Below are 16,758 nucleotides of genomic sequence, written 5' to 3'. Positions count from 1 at the left end.
CATGGCTGATATCCAGGTGCGGCGGCTGCCGGTGCTCACCCGCGAAAAGCGGCTGGTCGGCATCATCTCGCTCGGCGATCTGGCGGTGACAGATGAGGCCAGGCGTGCCGGCGAAGCCGTGGCCGGCGTCTCGCAGCCGGGTGGGCAGCACAGCCAAACCGGGGGTCCCCGGCACTGAGCCGTGGAACAGCGAGATCGTCATGGCCCGGAGGCCGGCCATGGCAGGCGGGAACCGCAACAGGCCGCTAGGCCAGCGGAACGACCGGCCTGAGGTTGAAGTCTCGATAGCGCCGCTTGGCCCTCCTGGGACGCTGGTGCATCCGGCTTGCGGACAGGGCGTTGTGCTGTTCGCCCATGGCAGTGGCAGCAGCCGCCTGAGCCCGCGCAACCGTCTGGTGGCCGAGCGCCTGCAACGGAGCGGGCTCGGCACGCTGCTGTTTGACCTGCTCCAGCCGGAGGAGGCGGCCAATCGTGCCAATGTCTTCGACATCAGCCTGCTGGCTGAGCGGTTGGCCTTGCCAACGGACTGGATCCGCGCCCCAGGAGCTGCGGGGTGTGCCCATCGGCTACTTCGGCGCCAGCACCGGCGCCGGTGCCGCTCTGGTTGCGGAGACCCGGACCCGGCACCGGATCGCCGCCATCGTGTCCCGCGGCGGCCGTCCGGACATGGCAGGTATCGCTCTCCCGCAGGTCCGAGCGGCGGCGATCACGGGGTGATCGAGCTCAACGAGGAGGCCCTCGCCCGGCTCGCCTGCGAGAAGCAGTTGGCGATTGTGCCCGGGGCCGGGCATCTGTTCGAGGAGCCGGGCACACTTGCCCAGGTCGTGAGCCTCGCCCGTGACTGGTTTGTCCCGCGTCTGCGCCACGGAGGCCCGAACCATGCATCCGGATGACCTGAGTTTCCGCGACCGCCAGGATGCCGGCCGCCAGCTGGTTCCGCATCTGCTCGCGCATGCGGAACAGAGCCCGGTCGTGCTGGCGCTCCCGCGCGGTGGCGTGCCGGTGGCGTTCGAGGTCGCCAAAGCGTTGCGGGCGCCGCTCGACCTAATCTTCGTGCGCAAGATCGGTGCCCCGGATCATGCCGAGTTCGGCCTGGGCGCGGTGGTGGACGGCGCTCATCCCCAGGTCGTGCTCAACGAGGAGACCGTCGATCGGCTCCACGTACCGCCGCGTTACATCAGAGAAGAAACCGAGCGGCAGCTCCGGGAAATCGAGCGCCGCCGGGAGCACTATCTGGTGGGCCGGCCGCCAATCGATGTGGCGGGCCGGGTGGCTATCGTGGTGGATGACGGAATCGCTACAGGCGGAACCGTGCAGGCGGCGTTGAAGAGTTTGTCCCGTGCCCGGCCGGCCCGCCTCATCCTCGCCGTTCCAGTAGCTCCCGCAGACACGATCGACCGCCTGCGGACGGAGGCAGACGACGTGATCTGCGTGATGACGCCCGAACCGTTCTATGCCGTCGGCGAACATTACGACGATTTCCGCCAGACCTCGGACCGGGAGGTGACGACCCTTCTGGATGAGGCCCAACGTTGGACCAGGGAGAGCTCGCCATGAATGTCGATAATTTCCGCGAAATGTATATCGCAGAGCTGCAGGAGCTGCGCAGCGTCGAAGCCCAACTCGTTGAGGCCCTGCCGAAGATGGCCGACATGGCCAGCCATCCGGAGTTGAAGCAAGCCATCCAGACGCATCTCGAAGAGACGCGCTGGCAGCAATCTCAGCTTGATGAGATCCTGCGCCGGCATGGCGTGGATCCGCGTGAGCATGTCGACCAGGCCATGCAGGCGATGCTGAAGGAGGCGGAGAAGTGGGCCGGCATGGTGCCGGATCAGGATCTGCGCGATGCCGGACTGATCGCCTCGGCCCAGCGGGTCGAGCACTACGAGATTGCGGTGTATGGTTCGCTCGCCACCTGGGCGAAGCAACTCGAGCTCGATGAGGACCTGCCGGCGCTCCTCGACATCCTGGAGGAGGAGAAGCGCACGGACGAAAGTTTGAGTACGCTCGCCAAGCGCGTGGTCAATCCGAATGCCGCCGCAACCTAGTGTTGTGTCTCTGACGGGTGATTCCGAAATCTGGTCTGACGTGCGATGCTGCTCTGATGGGCAAGATCGAACGCATTGAGGTTCCCGCCGCCGATCGGGATCGCCTGGAGACCCTGGTCCGCGACCGAAACACGCCCCAGAAGGTTGTCTGGCGGGCTCGGATCGTTCTGCTGACGGACGAGGGCTTGCGCGCCACCGAGGTGGCAACTCGCGTCGGCACGAGCACTCTGACGGTACGGCGCTGGCGCCGCCGCTATGCGCAGGCGGGCGTCGACGGGCTTCTCAAGGACGCCACCCGCCCGCCAGGGCGCAAGCCCCTGACGGCCGCGGTGATCCAGCGGGTTGTCGACATGACCCTGCATGAGAAGCCGCCGCGAGCGACGCAGTGGAGCGTGCGCTCGATGGCCGCTGTCACAGGCCTGTCCCACACCAGCGTGCAGCGGATCTGGCACGCCCACGGCCTCAAGCCGCACTTGGTCAAGACCTTCAAGCTGTCCACCGACAAGCCCTTTGTCGAGAAGGTCCAGGATGTGGTCGGCCTGTATCTCGATCCGCCGGACAAAGCCCTGGTACTCGCGGTTGATGAAAAGTCTCAGATCCAGGCGCTCGACCGCACCCAGCCGGGCCTGCCGCTCAAGAAGGGCCGTGCCGGCACCATGACCCACGACTATAAACGACATGGCACCACGACCCTGTTTGCCGCTCTCGATGTGGCGACCGGCACGGTCCTGGGCACCTGCATGAAGCGGCATCGCCATCAGGAGTTCCTGCGCTTCCTGCGCGAGATCAACCGGGCCACGCCAAGACACCTCGACCTGCACCTGATCGTGGACAACTATGCCACCCACAAGCACCCCAAGGTGAAGGCTTGGCTGGCAAAGCATCCGCGCTTTCATCTTCACTTCACCCCGGCTTCGGCTTCGTGGCTCAACCTGGTCGAGCGCTTTTTTGCCCTGATCACCCAGGAGCGCATCCGGCGGGGCGCCTTCACGAGCGTGCCCGATCTGGAAAGCGCGATCATAGACTACTTGGAGCACCACAATGCCGACCCTCGACCCTTTGTCTGGACCGCCTCGGCCTCAGCTATCCTGGAGAAGGTCGCCCGTGCGAAACAAGCGTTAGAGTCACAACACTAGCGCAGGACATCCTGGCAACACTCCGGAGGATGAAACCATGCCGCTCACCCTTACCAGTCCGGCCTTCAAGCGAGGCAAGGTCATTCCAATCCGGCACACCCGCGACGGCGAGAACCTCTCGCCGCCGCTGGAGTGGCAGGATGCCCCACCGGAGGCCCGCAGCTTCATGGTCCTCGTCGAGGATCCCGATGCGCCGTCGGGGACGTTCCGGCACTGGGCGATGTACAACATTCCAGCCGGCGAAGTCGGCCTGCAAGAGGGAGCATCGGGCCAAGGGCCGGGCAGAGCGGAGGAGGGCGTCAACGGGTTCGGCAACGCCTACTACGACGGGCCCCAGCCACCGAAGGGGCATGGGCCGCATCATTACCATTTCCGGCTGGCGGCCCTTGACGTCCCGAGGCTCGACGTACCGGCTTCGGCAAAGGCTGAGGAGATTTGGACGAGGGCGCAGCCTCACATCATTGCCGAGGCGGAGGTCGTCGGCGTCTATGCGCGGTGAGGCTGATCAGGGGTCGCGTTGTTGAACAGATCACGTGAGGAACTGTGTAAGCTTGCCACAGGCTTGCTGGTTGATGCCACAGAGATCAAGCAACATCTCTTCTTTATGGCCGGCTCTGAATTCAGGCCACCCAGCCCCATTGTTTTTGGCGATGTGGTTCGAGAGCATCTGGGACAACAGTTGCGTGGCGTCTATTCCGACCTCCTCGTCTCCGATCTGCCTCCGGATCTCATCAGGCTGATCGGACGCCTGGAGAGTTCCATCCGGATCCCTGAGGATCGGCATGATCCAGGCTTCGTCCAGGACCTCCTGAACTCCATCCGTCATCTGCGCGCCTTTGCGATCTCGCTCACCCATGATGTGAACCGTGCGGAAGACCTGGTGCAGAGCACGCTGCTGAAGGCCTGTGACCGGCGCAACCGGTTCGAGCCGGGCACCTGCCTCCAGGCCTGGCTGTTTACGATCCTGAAGAACGACTTTCACACCGAGCACCGGAAACGGCAGCGGGAGGTCGAGGATGTCGAAGGCGCCAATGCCGCACGTCTGACCACGCTGCCGGAGCAGCTGTCCGGGCTGGAGCTGCAGGATCTCTCGGGGGCTTTGTCCAAGCTGCCGGCGTGGCAGCGCGAGGTCCTCTTGCTGGTTGGCGTGGAGGGCATGAGCTATGAGGAGATAGCTGCCCGCCAGCACGTGACAGTGGGCACCATCAAGAGCCGGGTCAACCGGGCCCGCCGCCATCTCGCGGATATCCTTGGCCTCGGACCGGAAGACGCCATCGGCACGCGGTTCACCCATCGTTAGCGCTGGCGAGATGCACGAAGGGCAGAGAGGGCAAGCAGTTCCGAGGCAGTGTTGACGATCTCAGTCCCCGGCCCATCAACAAAGGAGACTGCCATGCGCTTGAACATCCGACGAGACCTTCGCTTCGGCAGACGGACACGAACACTTTTCACGTCAGGCCTGCTGATCCTGTCTTCCGCCTGTGGGTTTGCTCAACCGGCCCCGGAGCGGCAGGCCTGTGCGGCCGGCGAGGCCCAGGGGATTGTCGGGCAACCCTACTCGCCCGAGCTGGCCGAAAGAGCCCGGCGGACCGCGGGTGCCCGCGAGGCCCGCAAGATCGAGCCGGGGGGTGCCTACACGACGGACCTCGATTCCGATCGGCTGGACATCGAGGTGGACCGCGCCGGGATCGTGACGGGCCTCTGCTGCGGATGACGTTCCATCCGAAGCGGTTTTGCCGCGGTGGTCCGGGCGGCACCGTCAACTTAACTGAGCAAAGGCTGTTTTCCGCTGTTCTCAGCTATCCTGCGATGGGTCTAAGCGATTGAAAATGCGTGGCTCGCTCCGGACCTAAACACCGGCAAGAGCAAGTAAAAGTGTTAAGTTGACGGTGCCCCTCCAACAGTCCATGAGGATGGCGCGAAGCCGATTATCCCATCTGTTGCATTAACCTATCGAGCCATAGAATGTAGCGGTAGTTGCGCCCTGAAAGCCCACTGTGGACTGTGCCTGACTGAGGTGAGGCAACAGAGCCCCGCCTCTTCAGGTCAACGTGACATCCCCCTCCGCGGACCATACTACGCCTCATGGCTGCGTGACGAAGCACCTGCTACTTTCTCGTCCCTACTCCGAATGTGGGATGGGACCGGCGTCCTGTGAAACCACAAACATCTGGGTTTTCCTAGGCTGACATAAAAGACTCAGTGGAAGCGTAAATTGTCACGGCTGAGTTGATCGATTGAGGTGCAGCCCATCAGCTTCATATCGCGCACGAGCTCTGTGCGCATCAGCTCGAGAGCGTGTTCTACTCCAGCCTGACCGGCAACTGCCAACGGGAACAGATAGTATCGACCGAGGCCCACGGCCTTAGCCCCAAGCGAAAGCGCCTTAAGGACGTGACTACCGCGCTGCACCCCGCCATCCATAATAACGTCGATGCGGTCGCCGACCGCATCAACGACTTCCGCAAGCTGTTCAAAGGCGGTGCGGGAGCCGTCGAGCTGCCGACCACCATGGTTTGAAAGTACAATGCCGGTGCACCCGATCTCGACCGCCCGCTTGGCGTCTTCGACCGACATCACACCCTTGAGGCAGAATTGACCGTTCCATTCTTCGACCATCTGAGCGACATCCTGCCATGACAGCGATGGATCAAGCATGTCAGTAAAGTAGCGGCTGATCGACATGGCCCCACGGCCCATGTCCATATGACCGTCGAGTTGTGGCAGCTTGAACGGCTCGTGGGTTAAGTAATTGAACGCCCAGGCCGGGCGGATCGCGAACTGCGTGATACCGGCGAGATTGAGCTTGAACGGGATCGAAAAGCCGGTGCGTTTATCACGCTCTCGGTTGCCTCCCGTGATGCTGTCGACGGTCAGCATCATCACCTCGACACCAGCCTGTTTGGCCCGTGTCATCATCTCCCGGTTAAGGGCGCGATCTTTGTGGAAATAGAATTGATAGACCTGAGGCGTAGCGCTGATCCGGCGCGCTTCCTCCAGGCTTGTTGTGCCCAGTGAAGACACACCAAATAGCGTGCCGAAACGTGCGGCGGCTGCGGCAACGGCTCGTTCGCCCTGGTGATGAAACAGCCGCTGGAGGGCAGTTGGCGAGCAATAAATCGGCATTGCCAGCTTCTGGCCCATGACGGTTACCGAAAGGTCGACCTCGGTGACGCCGCGCAAGACGTTGGGGACGAGGTCGCAAGTGTCGAATGCGGCCGTGTTGCGACGGTAGGTGACTTCGTCATCGGCGGCGCCGTCAATGTAGTTGAAAATTGGACCCGGCAGACGCTTTTCGGCCAGTCGGCGGAAATCGTGAAAATTAAGGCAGTCTTTCAGACGCACGGCATTTGACCTCTATTGTCCCGGGCGACGATACCATAGCCGCGCCGCAGGAAATCGTGGATTGAAAATCGTCAGCGGCCAAAAGTCCGTCGAGCGTGGCGGCTTGCGACGAAGGCGCCAAGCATCATCAGGTCCGAACCTCCTGCCCGGGCGGACCCGGTGCCCTCGCGGGCATGATCCGGCCGATGTGCGGCTCCCAGGGAATGCGAACTGCCTCAACAACGATCAAGGAGCTCGAGGTCATGCGCGTGATTCGCCGGAGCCACTGCAACCTGCGGGCGCCAGGAGCGACAGCCGAAATCCGTCTGGTCAGTCAGCAGTTCGGCCTTGCTGCCTGAATGGCCGATTGGGTTGGGCTCAATGTGCTCAGTCCGAGTGACTGCAACACAGCCGTTCATGCTGCCGTCTCTGCCCGATCCGGGTGCTCGCCGTCATGCATGATCGGCGGACCCAGCTCCGAAAACCGGAAGAGCCGGAAAGCCCGGTCGCCGTTGACGTCGAGCACCCGCAGGTCATCACTGTCGCGCGCGTCGTTCATCACCACTTGGAAATGGCCGCCATAGCGGGCCGCTACCGTGTCGAGGGAAAGCTCGTACGCGATAAACTTGCCGACCCCGTGCGCCTTCAGGGCGCGCAGCAAGCCAGTGTCGGACAAGGACGGGTACGACGTGAGGATCACGATGGGTCCGCTGCCGGCAAACACCAGAGCTGCTTTCATGATCTTTCTCCTTAGCTTGAGCCGCACCCTGTCAGGCCCGTGCCCGCCTTCACCTGAGCCCCGCCATCAGTCGCGGGCGCTGAAGGATCCGTGCTGGGCCTGAGGATTGAGCCGGGCAAACTCGGCCCCGCTCACATGGACCAGAGTCGCGTGATCTCCACCCTCAAAATACAGCTCCTGCTGCTGGTCGATGCTGCTGTCGACAATGACGTCCAGCCCGTAGCACGCGCCCACTGCCGGAGCCGCGCCGAGCGCACAATCGCGGAAGACGTCCGCGGCTTCCGGCTCGCTGGCCAAGTGAACCTCCTGACCGAGCACCGTCCTGAGGTCGGACAGCTGGAGATGATGCGAGGCGGGGAGAACGGCCAGCGTGTAGCGGCCACCATCGTTGAGCACGACAGCTTTGGCCAGCCTGTCACTCGGGATGTGACCCGCGTGGGCGGACCCAAGAGCCGACAGGGTCGGTTCATGCGGGACCAGATCGTACCGGATGCCTCGCTCGTCCATGTACTGTTGGAGTGTGGGTGCGATGGTCATGATGTGCCTCCCATTGGCAAGGCATTCCCTGCGTCACGAGGCATGTCCTGATCGACCGGCGCCGCGTGGCGCGGCTGCTTGGAATTTACATAGTATACGCCTCTGGCTCGCCAGCGACAATCGAACTTGCCATCTGGTGATCCGCCGCGGTGAAGAACTGGTCACCCCAGCCTAGTGCGCCATCAGGACAGGAACGGCGGTATTCGACAAAATGTGGCTGGTGGCCGCGCCAAAGATGAACTGCCGCAACCGGCTCTGCGTGTAGGTGCCTTTGACCAGCAGATCGCACCCGAGCGACACAGCCGCCGACAGTAAGGCTTCGCCGGCCTGCCCATGCAGGTTGGGCAAGAATCTCGTCTCCACCAGCAGCTCGTTGCGCATGAGGGTGCGGCTGAGATCCTGCGGTGACGGGCCCGGCACGCCCCAGTCCTCGAAATCCACCACCACGATCCGCTGCGCGCTAGTGAGTTGCGGCGTCGCCAAGGCAATAGTGCGGGCCGTCTCCGTGCTCCGGTTCCAGGCGACTACAGCTGTCGTGCCAAGGGTGCTGGGCGGTGTCGCAGGCACGAGGAGGACTGGCCGGCCACTTTCGAACAGCGCCGCTTCGACCGTGGGCGGTCGAGGCTGATTGGCCTCATTGCTCGGCCGCCCGAGCACGGTGATGTCGAAGGCTCGTGCACAGTGGCCGACAAAGTCGTCCTCCGGCCAGGTTCCGCAGGGCATTGTCGCCGACAGGCTCTTGTGGCCCGTCTGGCCTGACGCCACTGGTGCCTCAGACCCGATCAGGTTTTCTTGTTCCATGCGCTGATCGGAGATCCTGGTGCCGCTGCGGATGAAGGCAACCGCATCGTTGGTCACCTTCGCCGTCATGGCATCGCCAGATCCCAGCGCCGGCCGATCACCGCCTTCCTTGTTCTTCTCGGGCTCCCGGGGGGCAGGTGCAAGCGGGCCGCCGATCTGCACCTGAGTCGCGGCGCCCAGGTTGGTGCCCGGGGCCATGGCGGCCACATGGGTCGCATACAGGATATAGCTGCCGGCGCTCGCCGCATGGGCTCCGGCGGGGGCCACGAAGCCGATAACCGGCACGGGCGAGGCCAGCACGTCAGCGATGATCTCACGCATGCTTGTTGCCAGTCCGCCCGGTGTGTTGAGGCGCCGAATAACCGCCTCCGCGTGCTGCGGATTGGCGGCGAGAAGGGTGTCCCTGACGTACGGGGCGTCGCGGGCCCGATGGCTTCGGTGACCGCGATTGAGGTCACATAGCGATCCGCACCTGGTTTGATCTCAGTCGCCGAAGCGCCCACTGCCATCAACACGATGCCGGCGGCCATCATTCGGGTGAGACGCTTCCGGAACACGTACCAGTCTCCGAGACTGAAGCTCCAGGTGCCCCTTTCGTTCATTATAGCATCAAACGGTCTCACGGGCCATTAAGCTATGCGGGATGTCATTCCTCCAAGCAGGAACGTGGTGTGCCTGATGACGCGGGCGGCGGAGTTCGCCTGTGGCCCGTAGAAGTCCGAGCCACGGGCAATCGCAAAGCCCACCTGCGCGTGGGCGTGAGCCGCCAGGACTCTCCTGTCCAACCGCACCCGCAATTCAACGATCGACGGTTTATAGGCGTGGTGCGGAACTACTCCCCTCAGTCCTGATCCTCGTCGGGTTAGGACTCCATTTCGCCAGTCCTCAAGGCGCGTTGGCCGCATAATTCTGCGACAGGTTTGTGCATCACCGCACATCAGTCGCTTGAACAGGAGCGAAGCGCTCCTGGGCCGCAAAATCACCCTTCTTTGTGGACGCGACGGTGCTATGGTGGCTGCCATCCCGAAAGGGGAGAGCACCCATGCCCCATAGTTCTGCCGCGCACGAACCTTTTGCGCCTCTGACACAGGCCGCCTGCTATCCTGACGACCTTCTGGATGAGATCCAGACCGCACTTGCTGCCTTGGCCGATGTAGAGGTCCGGTTCGAGATCGATCGGAAGCATATTGCGGCGTGGACAGGGCCCGACTCCCTCCAGAAGCGGTTCGGCGCTCAGCTTGAGCAACGTCACCAGCGGGAACGCGAGCCCTATGTGCAGCGGCTTTCCGATCTCCAGCATCGGACCATGCGGATTATGGCACTCCAGAACACTGGCTCAGCCACCTGAGTTCTTGAGTGATTGCTTCGTCTCAAGGACGAGCAAGGTCACTTAGGCGCTGCTATGAGCTAAGGATTGCCGAGGAAACCTCACCTCTTTTCGCAGAAGCATGCCTTGACAATCTTTGCGGGCGGACCCGTTCGACGGCCGCATTCCTGTTCATGAAGTCCTTGATGCGCGGGGCGATCTCCCTCTGGAAGCGCGAGCCGTTGAAGACGCCGTAGTGACCCACCCCGGCTTGCAGATGGTGCTTCTTCTTCGCAGGTGACAGGTTTGGCGTGAGGCCGAGCGCCGCCACCGCTTGGCCGCGTCCGGTGATGTCGTCCTTCTCACCCTCGATGGTCATGAGCGCGCATCGGTGGATCGCCTTCAGGTCTACGGGCCTGCCGCGATGCCGCATGAGTCCTCTGGGCAGCAGATGGTCGATGAACACCGTCTCCAGGGTCTGGAGGTAGTATTCGGCAGGCAGGTCCATGACAGCCAAGTACTCGTCATAGAACTCGCGGTGCTTATCTGCCGAGTCGCCATCTCCTTCGACGAGGTGATTGAACATCTCCCAATGGGCTGACAAGTGACGGTCGGGGTTCATCGCCATGAACCCGCACAACTGCATAAACCCTGGATAGACCAGCCGCCCTCGGCCCCGGAACCGATCCGGCACCGGATGGATGCAGTGACGCTTGAACCAGCGGATGTCTCGTGTCTGGGCAAAGCTGTTGACGGCGGTCGGGGTCTGCCGGGTATCGACAGGCCCGCCCAGGAGCGTGACTGAGCGGGGCACCTGCGGATGCTCTTCAGCTTCCATGAGAGCAATTGCTGCCAGCACGGGAACGGCGGGTTGGCACACCGCCATCACGTGCAGGTCTGGTCCGAGCGCCTCGAACATGGCGATGCAGTAATCCACATAATCGGACAGACCGAACTGGCCCTCGGACAGGGGCACCTGCTTGGCATCGCTCCAGTCGGTGATGAACACCTGATGGCTGTCGAGGAACGCCGCCACCGTGCCGCGCAGCAGCGTGGCGTAGTGGCCTGACATCGGAGCGACGATCAACACCTTGGGCTTGTTCGACGGCTGACCGAAGGCGATCACCCGGCAGAAGGGCCGCTGCCACACCACCCGTTCCGATGCAGGAAGGTTGAAGGCAGGTTTGGGATAAGTACGGGTCGTGCGCTCGAAGAGCGCACAGGAGGCGGCAAGAACGCGGCCAGTAGGAGTATAAGCTACTGGGTTGAAGGGGCTCTCACAGGCTAGTCTTGTGAGGTCCGCTGCCATTCGAGCCGGGGGAAGCATTAGGCGGTACACATCGTGCAACAGGTACAGCATACGTTTATTCCTTGCGGTCCGTCTGCCCCCTTGTTTGCATGAGCCTGCTTGTCATTCGCCGAGCTTTAGGTCGGAAGCAGCGGGTTAGGCTCATCTCCCGTGGAGTATGGAGGAGCAAGGCTTAACATCCTGCACGCCCAGCGCCCTTGCAAAAAGGCGGGAAGCCACAGCTTCCCGCCAGTAGGGAGGAACGCAACCATGAGGATCATGGCCATGAAGCCTGTCTAAATCCTCATGGAAACTGTTTGTTCCGTGATTGCGGCTGAATATTGTAAATACTTTTTTGAATTTAACGTACGATAATATTTGATCTGGCGCTCGGAATCCGAGTATAACCTAGTTTAACACCAATGTAGACTTAAGTATGTTGGCATATAGGCTGACGAGGTTGCTGAACCCCGGCGCTGTCAGTGCGCTTCACAGGCGTGCCCGCACCTTGCATCTCCGCCAATCATGAGCGACTGCGGCGCTAGGCAGCGGACTCATAACTGCGGATCCAGATGCGGGCTGATACAAGCTTGATGGCGGCCAGAAAGTTGTCCGGGTTCTTGTCGTATCGTGTGGCGATGCCGCGGAATTGTTTAAGCTTGTTGAAGAAACGCTCCACCAGATTTCTGTAGCGATACAGAAAGGCGCTGAAGACAAACGAGCCCTTGCGATTGCTCTTGGGCGGGATGTTGGCCCAGACGTCTTGCTCCTGGGCCTGATCACGAATGGCGTTGCTGTCGTAAGCCTTCGGCCAGCAGGGTCGCGCCCGGCTTCATGTTCGTCAGAAGCTCCTCGGCTGCGGTGCCGTCATGAGCCTGACCGGGTGTCAGAGCAATCCGGATCGGGCGGCCTTCAGCATCGACAAGAGCATGGATCTTGGTGGTCAGGCCGCCACGGGAACGGCCCATGCCACCATCTTGATCCCCTTTTTACCCGTCGCGCCATGCTGGTGGACGCGAACACAGGAGCTGTCGATCATGATCAGGTCCCCGTCGTAAGCGGCCGAGACCGCGTTCAAAATGCGGTCCCACACGCCAGCCTCACGCCAGCGCACGAAGCGGTTGTAGCAGGTGGTCGAGGGGCCATACCGCTAGGGGATGTCGCGCCAGGGCGAACCGGTGCGGAAGCGCCAGAGGATGCCGTTGAGCACACGGCGATCATTCACTCGCGGCACGCCGCGCCGCTTGTTGGGCAACAGCGGCTCGATGATCTTCCACTCGAAATCGGTCAGCTCATGGCGACGCATTAGATCCTCCCGTGACCGGGAGGTGAATCATCAACTCGCTGCAAATGAAAGATCTTTTATGGGTTCACGACCTAGTCAGGGGCGTGGCGAATTGCTTCGGACCCAGATTGACTGCCTCTTCCCTGACCCGGATACCGATCAATCGAATTGCGAGAAGACTGATCGCTACGATTCAGAGCCTGTAGCTGCGGCAAGCTGACAACGTTGATAGGGAGCTTGGGACCATCTCAGCTCCTGGCCGTCTCCGACCTGCCGCAACCCGCACCCCTGCTCGATCAGGAATATGTCTCTTGCTTCCTATGATCGCGCCACAGAGATCATTCTGCTGCTCCTCGGCCCTCCAGGTGGAGGTAGGTCGGGTTGAACTTGGCGCGTTGCTGCAGGCGTTCCCAGTCATTGATGTGCAGGGAGCTTCCACGCAGGTTAATCAAACCGTCTGCTCTCAGATCCTGGACAACCCGATTGACATGCACCGTCGACAGGCCAAGCGCATCACCCAGTTCAGTCTGGGTCATCGGGAACTCGCAGGTGAGAGCATCCTTTGCTATGCCGACCGCTTTGAACCGCATCAGCAACTCACAGAAGAGGTGGGCGATGCGTTCGTGAGCTGACTTGCGGCCAAGGCCTACCATCCACAGGCGGAACATCGCCGCATCGACGATGGTGTCCCGCCACAAGGCATTGGCGATTCTGGGATAGCGTGCGTTGAGATTATTGAGGCTCTGGTGCGGGATAAGCCCCACGATGGTGGTCACCAAGGTGCCGACGCTGTGGTCCATGATCTTGATGTGGAGGCTCTGCAGGTCGGGAATATCGCCTGGGATGTAGAAGCCCATGATCTGCCGTCTGCCATCGTCCAGCATCAGGTAGCGGAACACCATGCCTTCAAGGACAAGGCAGCACTCCACCGGACAGTCACCTTCACGGACGATGTCCTGATCCGCCCCAAAGACTTTGACGCTCATGGGCAAGCTGCCCAGGGCCTCCTTCTCCTCGTCCGAGAGTGCGGCTAGGGTTTCCAGCTTCCGGATGAGCCTGTCGGCATGATGAGCAGGGTTCATGGCGTCTTCCCTTGCTCTGCAGGCGGGATCGCATCGAACTCTCAGCTATCGGCGCCTGTGATGGAAGGGCCGATGGTTTAGTTAAGATACACCTTTATCAGGCTGCATGTAAGGCGTTCACCTCCGCCACGCCGCCGTCAGACGCAAGCCAAAGTCTCAGACCCTAACAGCCCCGAGCAGCCTAAGAGCACGCCAAGGAGTATTGAGGCGCCGGTGCCTAATCTCAAGCCTCCGACTGATCCCAGCTGCTTCTGAGGGGGCGCCAAAACTGGGAAACACAGCTTCATTCGCGCTTGGGACCGCCGTAGCCAGCCGTGACCTCGTCTTTATGAGCGGCGAAGGCGGCCAGGACTTCGGCCTTCTCGCGCTTCGGGAACTTGAAGACATCCAGGGTCCGTCCGAGCTCCGCGGCCACCTCATCGAATTCGGCGGGGGAGATCCGGAGGTCCCGGTGGGCCTCCTCGAGGCCGAGCGGCGTCGCGCCGGGCTTGGTGGCCGTGAATTGGAAGGGGCCACCCGCAGCGTTGCAGACCCACAGCGTCCGCATGAACTTAAGGCCGGGCAGTCGTTCCAGGTTCTTGGTGTGCCATTCCCGCAGCCGTGGGTTCTTGGACTTCTGACCGACGATCGGGTTCTTCACGACGGCGTCGCTGAAGTGATCCACCACCGCCGCGATGGCGAAGACGCCGCCCAGCCGCTCGTAAAGACTTCTCTCAGGCTTGTTCCCAGGCGTGGTTTGCTCGGTTTGGGCGTACGCGTGATCCGCCCCGGCCAAAGGCAATGGAGCGGCGGTGAGCGCAAGCCCTACGACCGCACGTCGCCTTGTAAGAGACGTCGAAAAAAGCTGTTCCATGAAATCCTCCTAGGGCTGAGTCGATCTATGCTTGCAGCGAATGGCCGCCCGAGCGGGTTCGACCCAAAATTCGATGCGACGGGAGGGAGAAGGTTCCCGCCGGGCGAGCTGACCGGATCCAAGAGTTCTGGAAGCTCCTGGTCCGAGAGCAGCGCCAGCAGATCGTTTCGTAAACAGCCTTCAGCGAAATTCGTTGTGTAGATCCTTCTCGGCGCAATCCAGAAATGGCACTTGGCGTGCAAAGTAGAGATGACACCCCCGGCTTGAAACGGGCTGGGGAGGGCGCCCCGGTGGGAGAGGCCTTTAGAGCAGTGCAACACGATCAAGCTCTGCCCTGATCACTTGGGCCGTTTTGGGCCCAACGCCAGAAAGCTGCTCAATCCGGACCGCGACAGCCTTTAGCTCATCAAGTGTCCTAATCTCAGCGTTCTGCAGCGCCTGCCAGGCATTTTGGGGCAGACGGAGACCTCGAATAGGTCCGTGGTAGCTTTGATTAACGTAAAGCATGCGCGTCACCTTTTGGCTTGTGAGATTTCAATCGAGAGAGGACACCACGGATGTGCGTGGCAACCTGTTCGTCGGCTTGCCGTTTCCTCGCTGCGCGCGCTTCGCCAATCAACGTTTCGGTGTTGATTGGGAAATCAGGGGGAGTGGGACCAGCCATCGCTGCGCTCCGCACGACAGGCGGGAGCGCATAGCCCTCAGTCGCCGACGCCTGCAAAGCACAAGTCGGCGATAGCTCACATGGGGCCATATGCGCGGCGGAGCCTAGGGCTATTCCGGGCTCTTCCATTGAGTTCCACAAAGCGTCTTATCGGAACTACGCGGCCCACGCAGAAAGCTGCCCCTCACCGGATGTTTGCTCTCCGGGTGCCGCGACACGGTCGAGTTCTAGTCTGATTGCTTGCGCCGTCTTGGATCCGATGCCGTCGAACCGCTCAAGCTGGCCAGCGACAGCCCTAAGTTGATCGATCGTCTGAATGTTCTCTCGATGGAACACGTCCCAAGCAAGCTGAGGCAAATAGAGACCCTCAATGAGTCCTTCGCTGGGTTCAAAATGACGAGGCATGTGCTGCTCCCGCGATTTACAGGCACGAGCGTGCGCATCTCTCAGCTGCCGGTGCCGGGGCATTCCTGTCTCGATGATCCATACGCCCGCACAGACGGACCGACGAGCGCTGGTCCAGAACGGCGGATCGGAACTAGGGAAGCGGCGTCGCCGGAGGTGGCAGGGACGCATGGATGATCCGGCACTCTACGCGAGGCTGGGGCGGCTGTGCCTGAGACAGATCGCTGGGGTGCGTCACGACAGGGTTCGTCGGTAGGCTGCGAGCGGGCTCCGCGGACCTTCAGGACCACAATGAGCGAACTCACCACCAGGCCGAGGGCGCTGAAGATCAGCACGGGCAGGCTGCCGAGGGCGAAGCCGTAGATCGTCCACAGCACGAGCCCGAAGATGCGCAGCGCGAACATGCGCAGCGAGATCGCCGCCGTCTCGCCGGAGCGGCAGCACTTCATGACCTGCGGCACGAAGCTGTAGAGGCCGATGCACCCGGCGGCGACCCAATGAGGGCAGAGAGCGGTACCACCATGGTTCAGTGCGCCTCCGTCGCCTTCAGGCCGCGCAGCTTCAGCGCCAGGATGATGCCGGCAAGAACGACATTGACGCCATTAAACAGAATGACCGGTACACTGGTGATCATCAGGCCATGCACGATCCAGAGGCCATAAGCAATCAGTGAGGACACGTACATGCGCTTGGAGATCGCTGCGGTGTCACCCTCGCGCCAGGCCTTGAGCACCTGCGGCACGAAGCTGAGGCTGGTGCACAATCCCGCCACCAAGCCCAATGCCGTCAGCCACCCCGTCTGTATGGTCCGTTCTCCTGCCGCGTGAACGTCATGAGCAAGGCGGGGATGACGAGGTTCCCAGGCCGGGCGGTCTTGCCGCACCGTTCCCGCCTGCAGGCACAGGCTGTGGTCATGGGGATCCCGGATGTGGCAGGGAAAAGGGGCCCCGCTCGAGCAATGGAGCGGGGCCCAGTCCACAGAGGCTGGTCAAGGAGACCTGCGCGAGCGCAGGTTGCCTCCGCAGGAGATCAACCGCACATCTTCATCAACGTTCCTCCGCAGGCCCGGCTTTGGGCGCCATGTTCCGGCAGGTGATCCACCCCCATTGAACTGGTCCACCCTAAAGTATGTCTTGAGGCAGACAGGAGGACCACAATGCTGTAAAAGCGCCACAAGCCGGAAGAGATCGTCGCCAAGTTACGCCAGGTCGATGTGATGGTCTCACAAGGCCAATCCGTTGCCGATGCCGTTCGAGCCATCGGCGTGACGGAGGTCACGTATTACCGATG

At 61.9% G+C, this 16,758-nt stretch carries 20 protein-coding genes and 3 pseudogenes; 10 read left to right on the top strand and 13 right to left on the bottom strand.

Annotated elements, in window-relative coordinates:
- Positions 1-178 (top strand): annotated as a pseudogene (locus tag FS320_RS48310) (CBS domain-containing protein); the annotation flags it as partial.
- A gap of 67 nt (positions 179-245) precedes the next feature.
- Here the strand turns inward: FS320_RS48310 and FS320_RS48305 are convergent.
- The gene (locus tag FS320_RS48305; RefSeq protein WP_244627366.1) at positions 246-563 is read right to left on the bottom strand and encodes a hypothetical protein; all 318 of its coding nucleotides are present in this window, start codon (positions 561-563) and stop codon (positions 246-248) included.
- Here FS320_RS48305 and FS320_RS48300 point away from each other — a divergent pair.
- The 8 genes from FS320_RS48300 (at position 556) to FS320_RS25380 (ending at position 4,898) form a co-directional block, all read left to right on the top strand.
- On the top strand, positions 556-717 hold the full coding sequence (locus tag FS320_RS48300; RefSeq protein WP_244627365.1) for a hypothetical protein: 162 nt from the start codon (positions 556-558) through the stop codon (positions 715-717). The two genes, FS320_RS48305 and FS320_RS48300, sit on opposite strands and share 8 nt — an antisense overlap.
- Positions 714-893 carry a hypothetical protein gene (locus FS320_RS48295; RefSeq protein ID WP_244627364.1) on the top strand — a complete coding sequence of 60 codons (180 nt, stop codon included), beginning with the start codon at positions 714-716 and terminating at the stop codon, positions 891-893. The genes FS320_RS48300 and FS320_RS48295 overlap by 4 nt, the downstream gene beginning before the upstream one ends.
- A complete protein-coding gene (locus tag FS320_RS25405) occupies positions 880-1,557 on the top strand; it encodes a phosphoribosyltransferase (RefSeq protein WP_152714685.1) in 678 nt (225 codons plus the stop codon). The genes FS320_RS48295 and FS320_RS25405 overlap by 14 nt, the downstream gene beginning before the upstream one ends.
- Positions 1,554-2,048 carry a YciE/YciF ferroxidase family protein gene (locus tag FS320_RS25400; RefSeq protein WP_152714684.1) on the top strand — a complete coding sequence of 165 codons (495 nt, stop codon included), beginning with the start codon at positions 1,554-1,556 and terminating at the stop codon, positions 2,046-2,048. The genes FS320_RS25405 and FS320_RS25400 overlap by 4 nt, the downstream gene beginning before the upstream one ends.
- A 56-nt stretch (positions 2,049-2,104) precedes the next feature.
- Positions 2,105-3,184, top strand: coding sequence for an IS630 family transposase (locus FS320_RS25395; protein WP_152710473.1), 1,080 nt, complete (start codon positions 2,105-2,107; stop codon positions 3,182-3,184).
- Positions 3,185-3,221: 37 nt separating this feature from the next.
- A complete protein-coding gene (locus FS320_RS25390; RefSeq protein ID WP_152714683.1) occupies positions 3,222-3,683 on the top strand; it encodes a YbhB/YbcL family Raf kinase inhibitor-like protein in 462 nt (153 codons plus the stop codon).
- Between the two features lie 180 nt (positions 3,684-3,863).
- Positions 3,864-4,484 carry a sigma-70 family RNA polymerase sigma factor gene (locus FS320_RS25385; protein ID WP_162003273.1) on the top strand — a complete coding sequence of 207 codons (621 nt, stop codon included), beginning with the start codon at positions 3,864-3,866 and terminating at the stop codon, positions 4,482-4,484.
- A 93-nt stretch (positions 4,485-4,577) separates the two neighbouring features.
- The gene (locus FS320_RS25380; protein ID WP_152714681.1) at positions 4,578-4,898 is read left to right on the top strand and encodes an I78 family peptidase inhibitor; all 321 of its coding nucleotides are present in this window, start codon (positions 4,578-4,580) and stop codon (positions 4,896-4,898) included.
- Between the two features lie 485 nt (positions 4,899-5,383).
- Here FS320_RS25380 and FS320_RS25375 read toward each other — a convergent pair whose 3' ends face one another.
- The 5 genes and pseudogenes from FS320_RS25375 to FS320_RS25360 all read right to left on the bottom strand — a co-directional run.
- Positions 5,384-6,529 (bottom strand): alpha-hydroxy-acid oxidizing protein, encoded by a 1,146-nt coding sequence (locus tag FS320_RS25375; protein ID WP_162003272.1) that lies wholly within the window; start codon positions 6,527-6,529, stop codon positions 5,384-5,386.
- 394 nt (positions 6,530-6,923) lie between these two features.
- Complete coding sequence (locus FS320_RS25370) at positions 6,924-7,247, bottom strand: hypothetical protein (protein ID WP_152714680.1); 324 nt, start codon at positions 7,245-7,247, stop codon at positions 6,924-6,926.
- Positions 7,248-7,313: 66 nt separating this feature from the next.
- Positions 7,314-7,784: an aminoacyl-tRNA deacylase gene (locus FS320_RS25365; protein ID WP_152714679.1), complete on the bottom strand. Its 471-nt coding sequence runs from the start codon at positions 7,782-7,784 to the stop codon at positions 7,314-7,316.
- A gap of 171 nt (positions 7,785-7,955) precedes the next feature.
- The gene (locus tag FS320_RS48290) at positions 7,956-8,165 is read right to left on the bottom strand and encodes a universal stress protein (RefSeq protein WP_244627368.1); all 210 of its coding nucleotides are present in this window, start codon (positions 8,163-8,165) and stop codon (positions 7,956-7,958) included.
- 563 nt (positions 8,166-8,728) lie between these two features.
- Positions 8,729-9,094, bottom strand: a pseudogene (locus FS320_RS25360) (Clp protease/crotonase-like domain-containing protein); the annotation flags it as partial.
- Positions 9,095-9,627: 533 nt separating this feature from the next.
- On the opposite strand from FS320_RS25360, the gene FS320_RS25355 reads away from it, so the two are divergent.
- Positions 9,628-9,933, top strand: a complete 306-nt coding sequence (locus FS320_RS25355; protein ID WP_152714678.1) for a hypothetical protein — start codon at positions 9,628-9,630, stop codon at positions 9,931-9,933.
- Positions 9,934-9,985: 52 nt separating this feature from the next.
- Here FS320_RS25355 and FS320_RS25350 read toward each other — a convergent pair whose 3' ends face one another.
- The 7 genes and pseudogenes from FS320_RS25350 to FS320_RS48285 form a co-directional block, all read right to left on the bottom strand.
- Complete coding sequence (locus tag FS320_RS25350; RefSeq protein ID WP_152714677.1) at positions 9,986-11,251, bottom strand: polyhydroxyalkanoate depolymerase; 1,266 nt, start codon at positions 11,249-11,251, stop codon at positions 9,986-9,988.
- A 469-nt stretch (positions 11,252-11,720) separates the two neighbouring features.
- Positions 11,721-12,485, bottom strand: a pseudogene (locus FS320_RS25345) (IS5 family transposase).
- Between the two features lie 317 nt (positions 12,486-12,802).
- Entirely contained in the window at positions 12,803-13,546 is a 744-nt protein-coding gene (locus FS320_RS25340; RefSeq protein WP_152714676.1) for a Crp/Fnr family transcriptional regulator, read from the bottom strand.
- A gap of 283 nt (positions 13,547-13,829) precedes the next feature.
- Positions 13,830-14,399 (bottom strand): group I truncated hemoglobin, encoded by a 570-nt coding sequence (locus FS320_RS25335; protein WP_152714675.1) that lies wholly within the window; start codon positions 14,397-14,399, stop codon positions 13,830-13,832.
- An 820-nt stretch (positions 14,400-15,219) separates the two neighbouring features.
- Positions 15,220-15,468 carry a Holliday junction ATP-dependent DNA helicase RuvA gene (locus tag FS320_RS25330; RefSeq protein ID WP_152714674.1) on the bottom strand — a complete coding sequence of 83 codons (249 nt, stop codon included), beginning with the start codon at positions 15,466-15,468 and terminating at the stop codon, positions 15,220-15,222.
- Between the two features lie 41 nt (positions 15,469-15,509).
- Positions 15,510-15,947 (bottom strand): SemiSWEET family sugar transporter, encoded by a 438-nt coding sequence (locus FS320_RS25325; RefSeq protein ID WP_338105510.1) that lies wholly within the window; start codon positions 15,945-15,947, stop codon positions 15,510-15,512.
- Positions 15,948-15,994: 47 nt separating this feature from the next.
- Positions 15,995-16,351 carry a SemiSWEET family sugar transporter gene (locus FS320_RS48285; protein WP_338105509.1) on the bottom strand — a complete coding sequence of 119 codons (357 nt, stop codon included), beginning with the start codon at positions 16,349-16,351 and terminating at the stop codon, positions 15,995-15,997.
- Positions 16,352-16,758 lie beyond the last annotated feature (407 nt).

It is taken from the genome of Microvirga tunisiensis (assembly GCF_009296175.1).
Lineage (GTDB): Bacteria > Pseudomonadota > Alphaproteobacteria > Rhizobiales > Beijerinckiaceae > Microvirga > Microvirga tunisiensis.
The sequence above is the reverse complement of the archived record's forward strand: the minus strand, read 5'-3'. Positions and strand labels throughout refer to the sequence as shown.

Bases quoted from the DNA above. Each gene is read 5' to 3' on its own strand.
- FS320_RS48305 (WP_244627366.1), bottom strand. From the start codon at position 563: ATGGGCACACCCCGCAGCTCCTGGGGCGCGGATCCAGTCCGTTGGCAA.
- FS320_RS25405 (WP_152714685.1), top strand. From the start codon at position 880: ATGCATCCGGATGACCTGAGTTTCCGCGACCGCCAGGATGCCGGCCGC.
- FS320_RS25400 (WP_152714684.1), top strand. From the start codon at position 1,554: ATGAATGTCGATAATTTCCGCGAAATGTATATCGCAGAGCTGCAGGAG.
- FS320_RS25395 (WP_152710473.1), top strand. From the start codon at position 2,105: ATGGGCAAGATCGAACGCATTGAGGTTCCCGCCGCCGATCGGGATCGC.
- FS320_RS25390 (WP_152714683.1), top strand. From the start codon at position 3,222: ATGCCGCTCACCCTTACCAGTCCGGCCTTCAAGCGAGGCAAGGTCATT.
- FS320_RS25380 (WP_152714681.1), top strand. From the start codon at position 4,578: ATGCGCTTGAACATCCGACGAGACCTTCGCTTCGGCAGACGGACACGA.
- FS320_RS25370 (WP_152714680.1), bottom strand. From the start codon at position 7,247: ATGAAAGCAGCTCTGGTGTTTGCCGGCAGCGGACCCATCGTGATCCTC.
- FS320_RS25365 (WP_152714679.1), bottom strand. From the start codon at position 7,784: ATGACCATCGCACCCACACTCCAACAGTACATGGACGAGCGAGGCATC.
- FS320_RS48290 (WP_244627368.1), bottom strand. From the start codon at position 8,165: ATGCGCAACGAGCTGCTGGTGGAGACGAGATTCTTGCCCAACCTGCAT.
- FS320_RS25355 (WP_152714678.1), top strand. From the start codon at position 9,628: ATGCCCCATAGTTCTGCCGCGCACGAACCTTTTGCGCCTCTGACACAG.
- FS320_RS25350 (WP_152714677.1), bottom strand. From the start codon at position 11,251: ATGCTGTACCTGTTGCACGATGTGTACCGCCTAATGCTTCCCCCGGCT.
- FS320_RS25340 (WP_152714676.1), bottom strand. From the start codon at position 13,546: ATGAACCCTGCTCATCATGCCGACAGGCTCATCCGGAAGCTGGAAACC.
- FS320_RS25335 (WP_152714675.1), bottom strand. From the start codon at position 14,399: ATGGAACAGCTTTTTTCGACGTCTCTTACAAGGCGACGTGCGGTCGTA.
- FS320_RS25330 (WP_152714674.1), bottom strand. From the start codon at position 15,468: ATGCCTCGTCATTTTGAACCCAGCGAAGGACTCATTGAGGGTCTCTAT.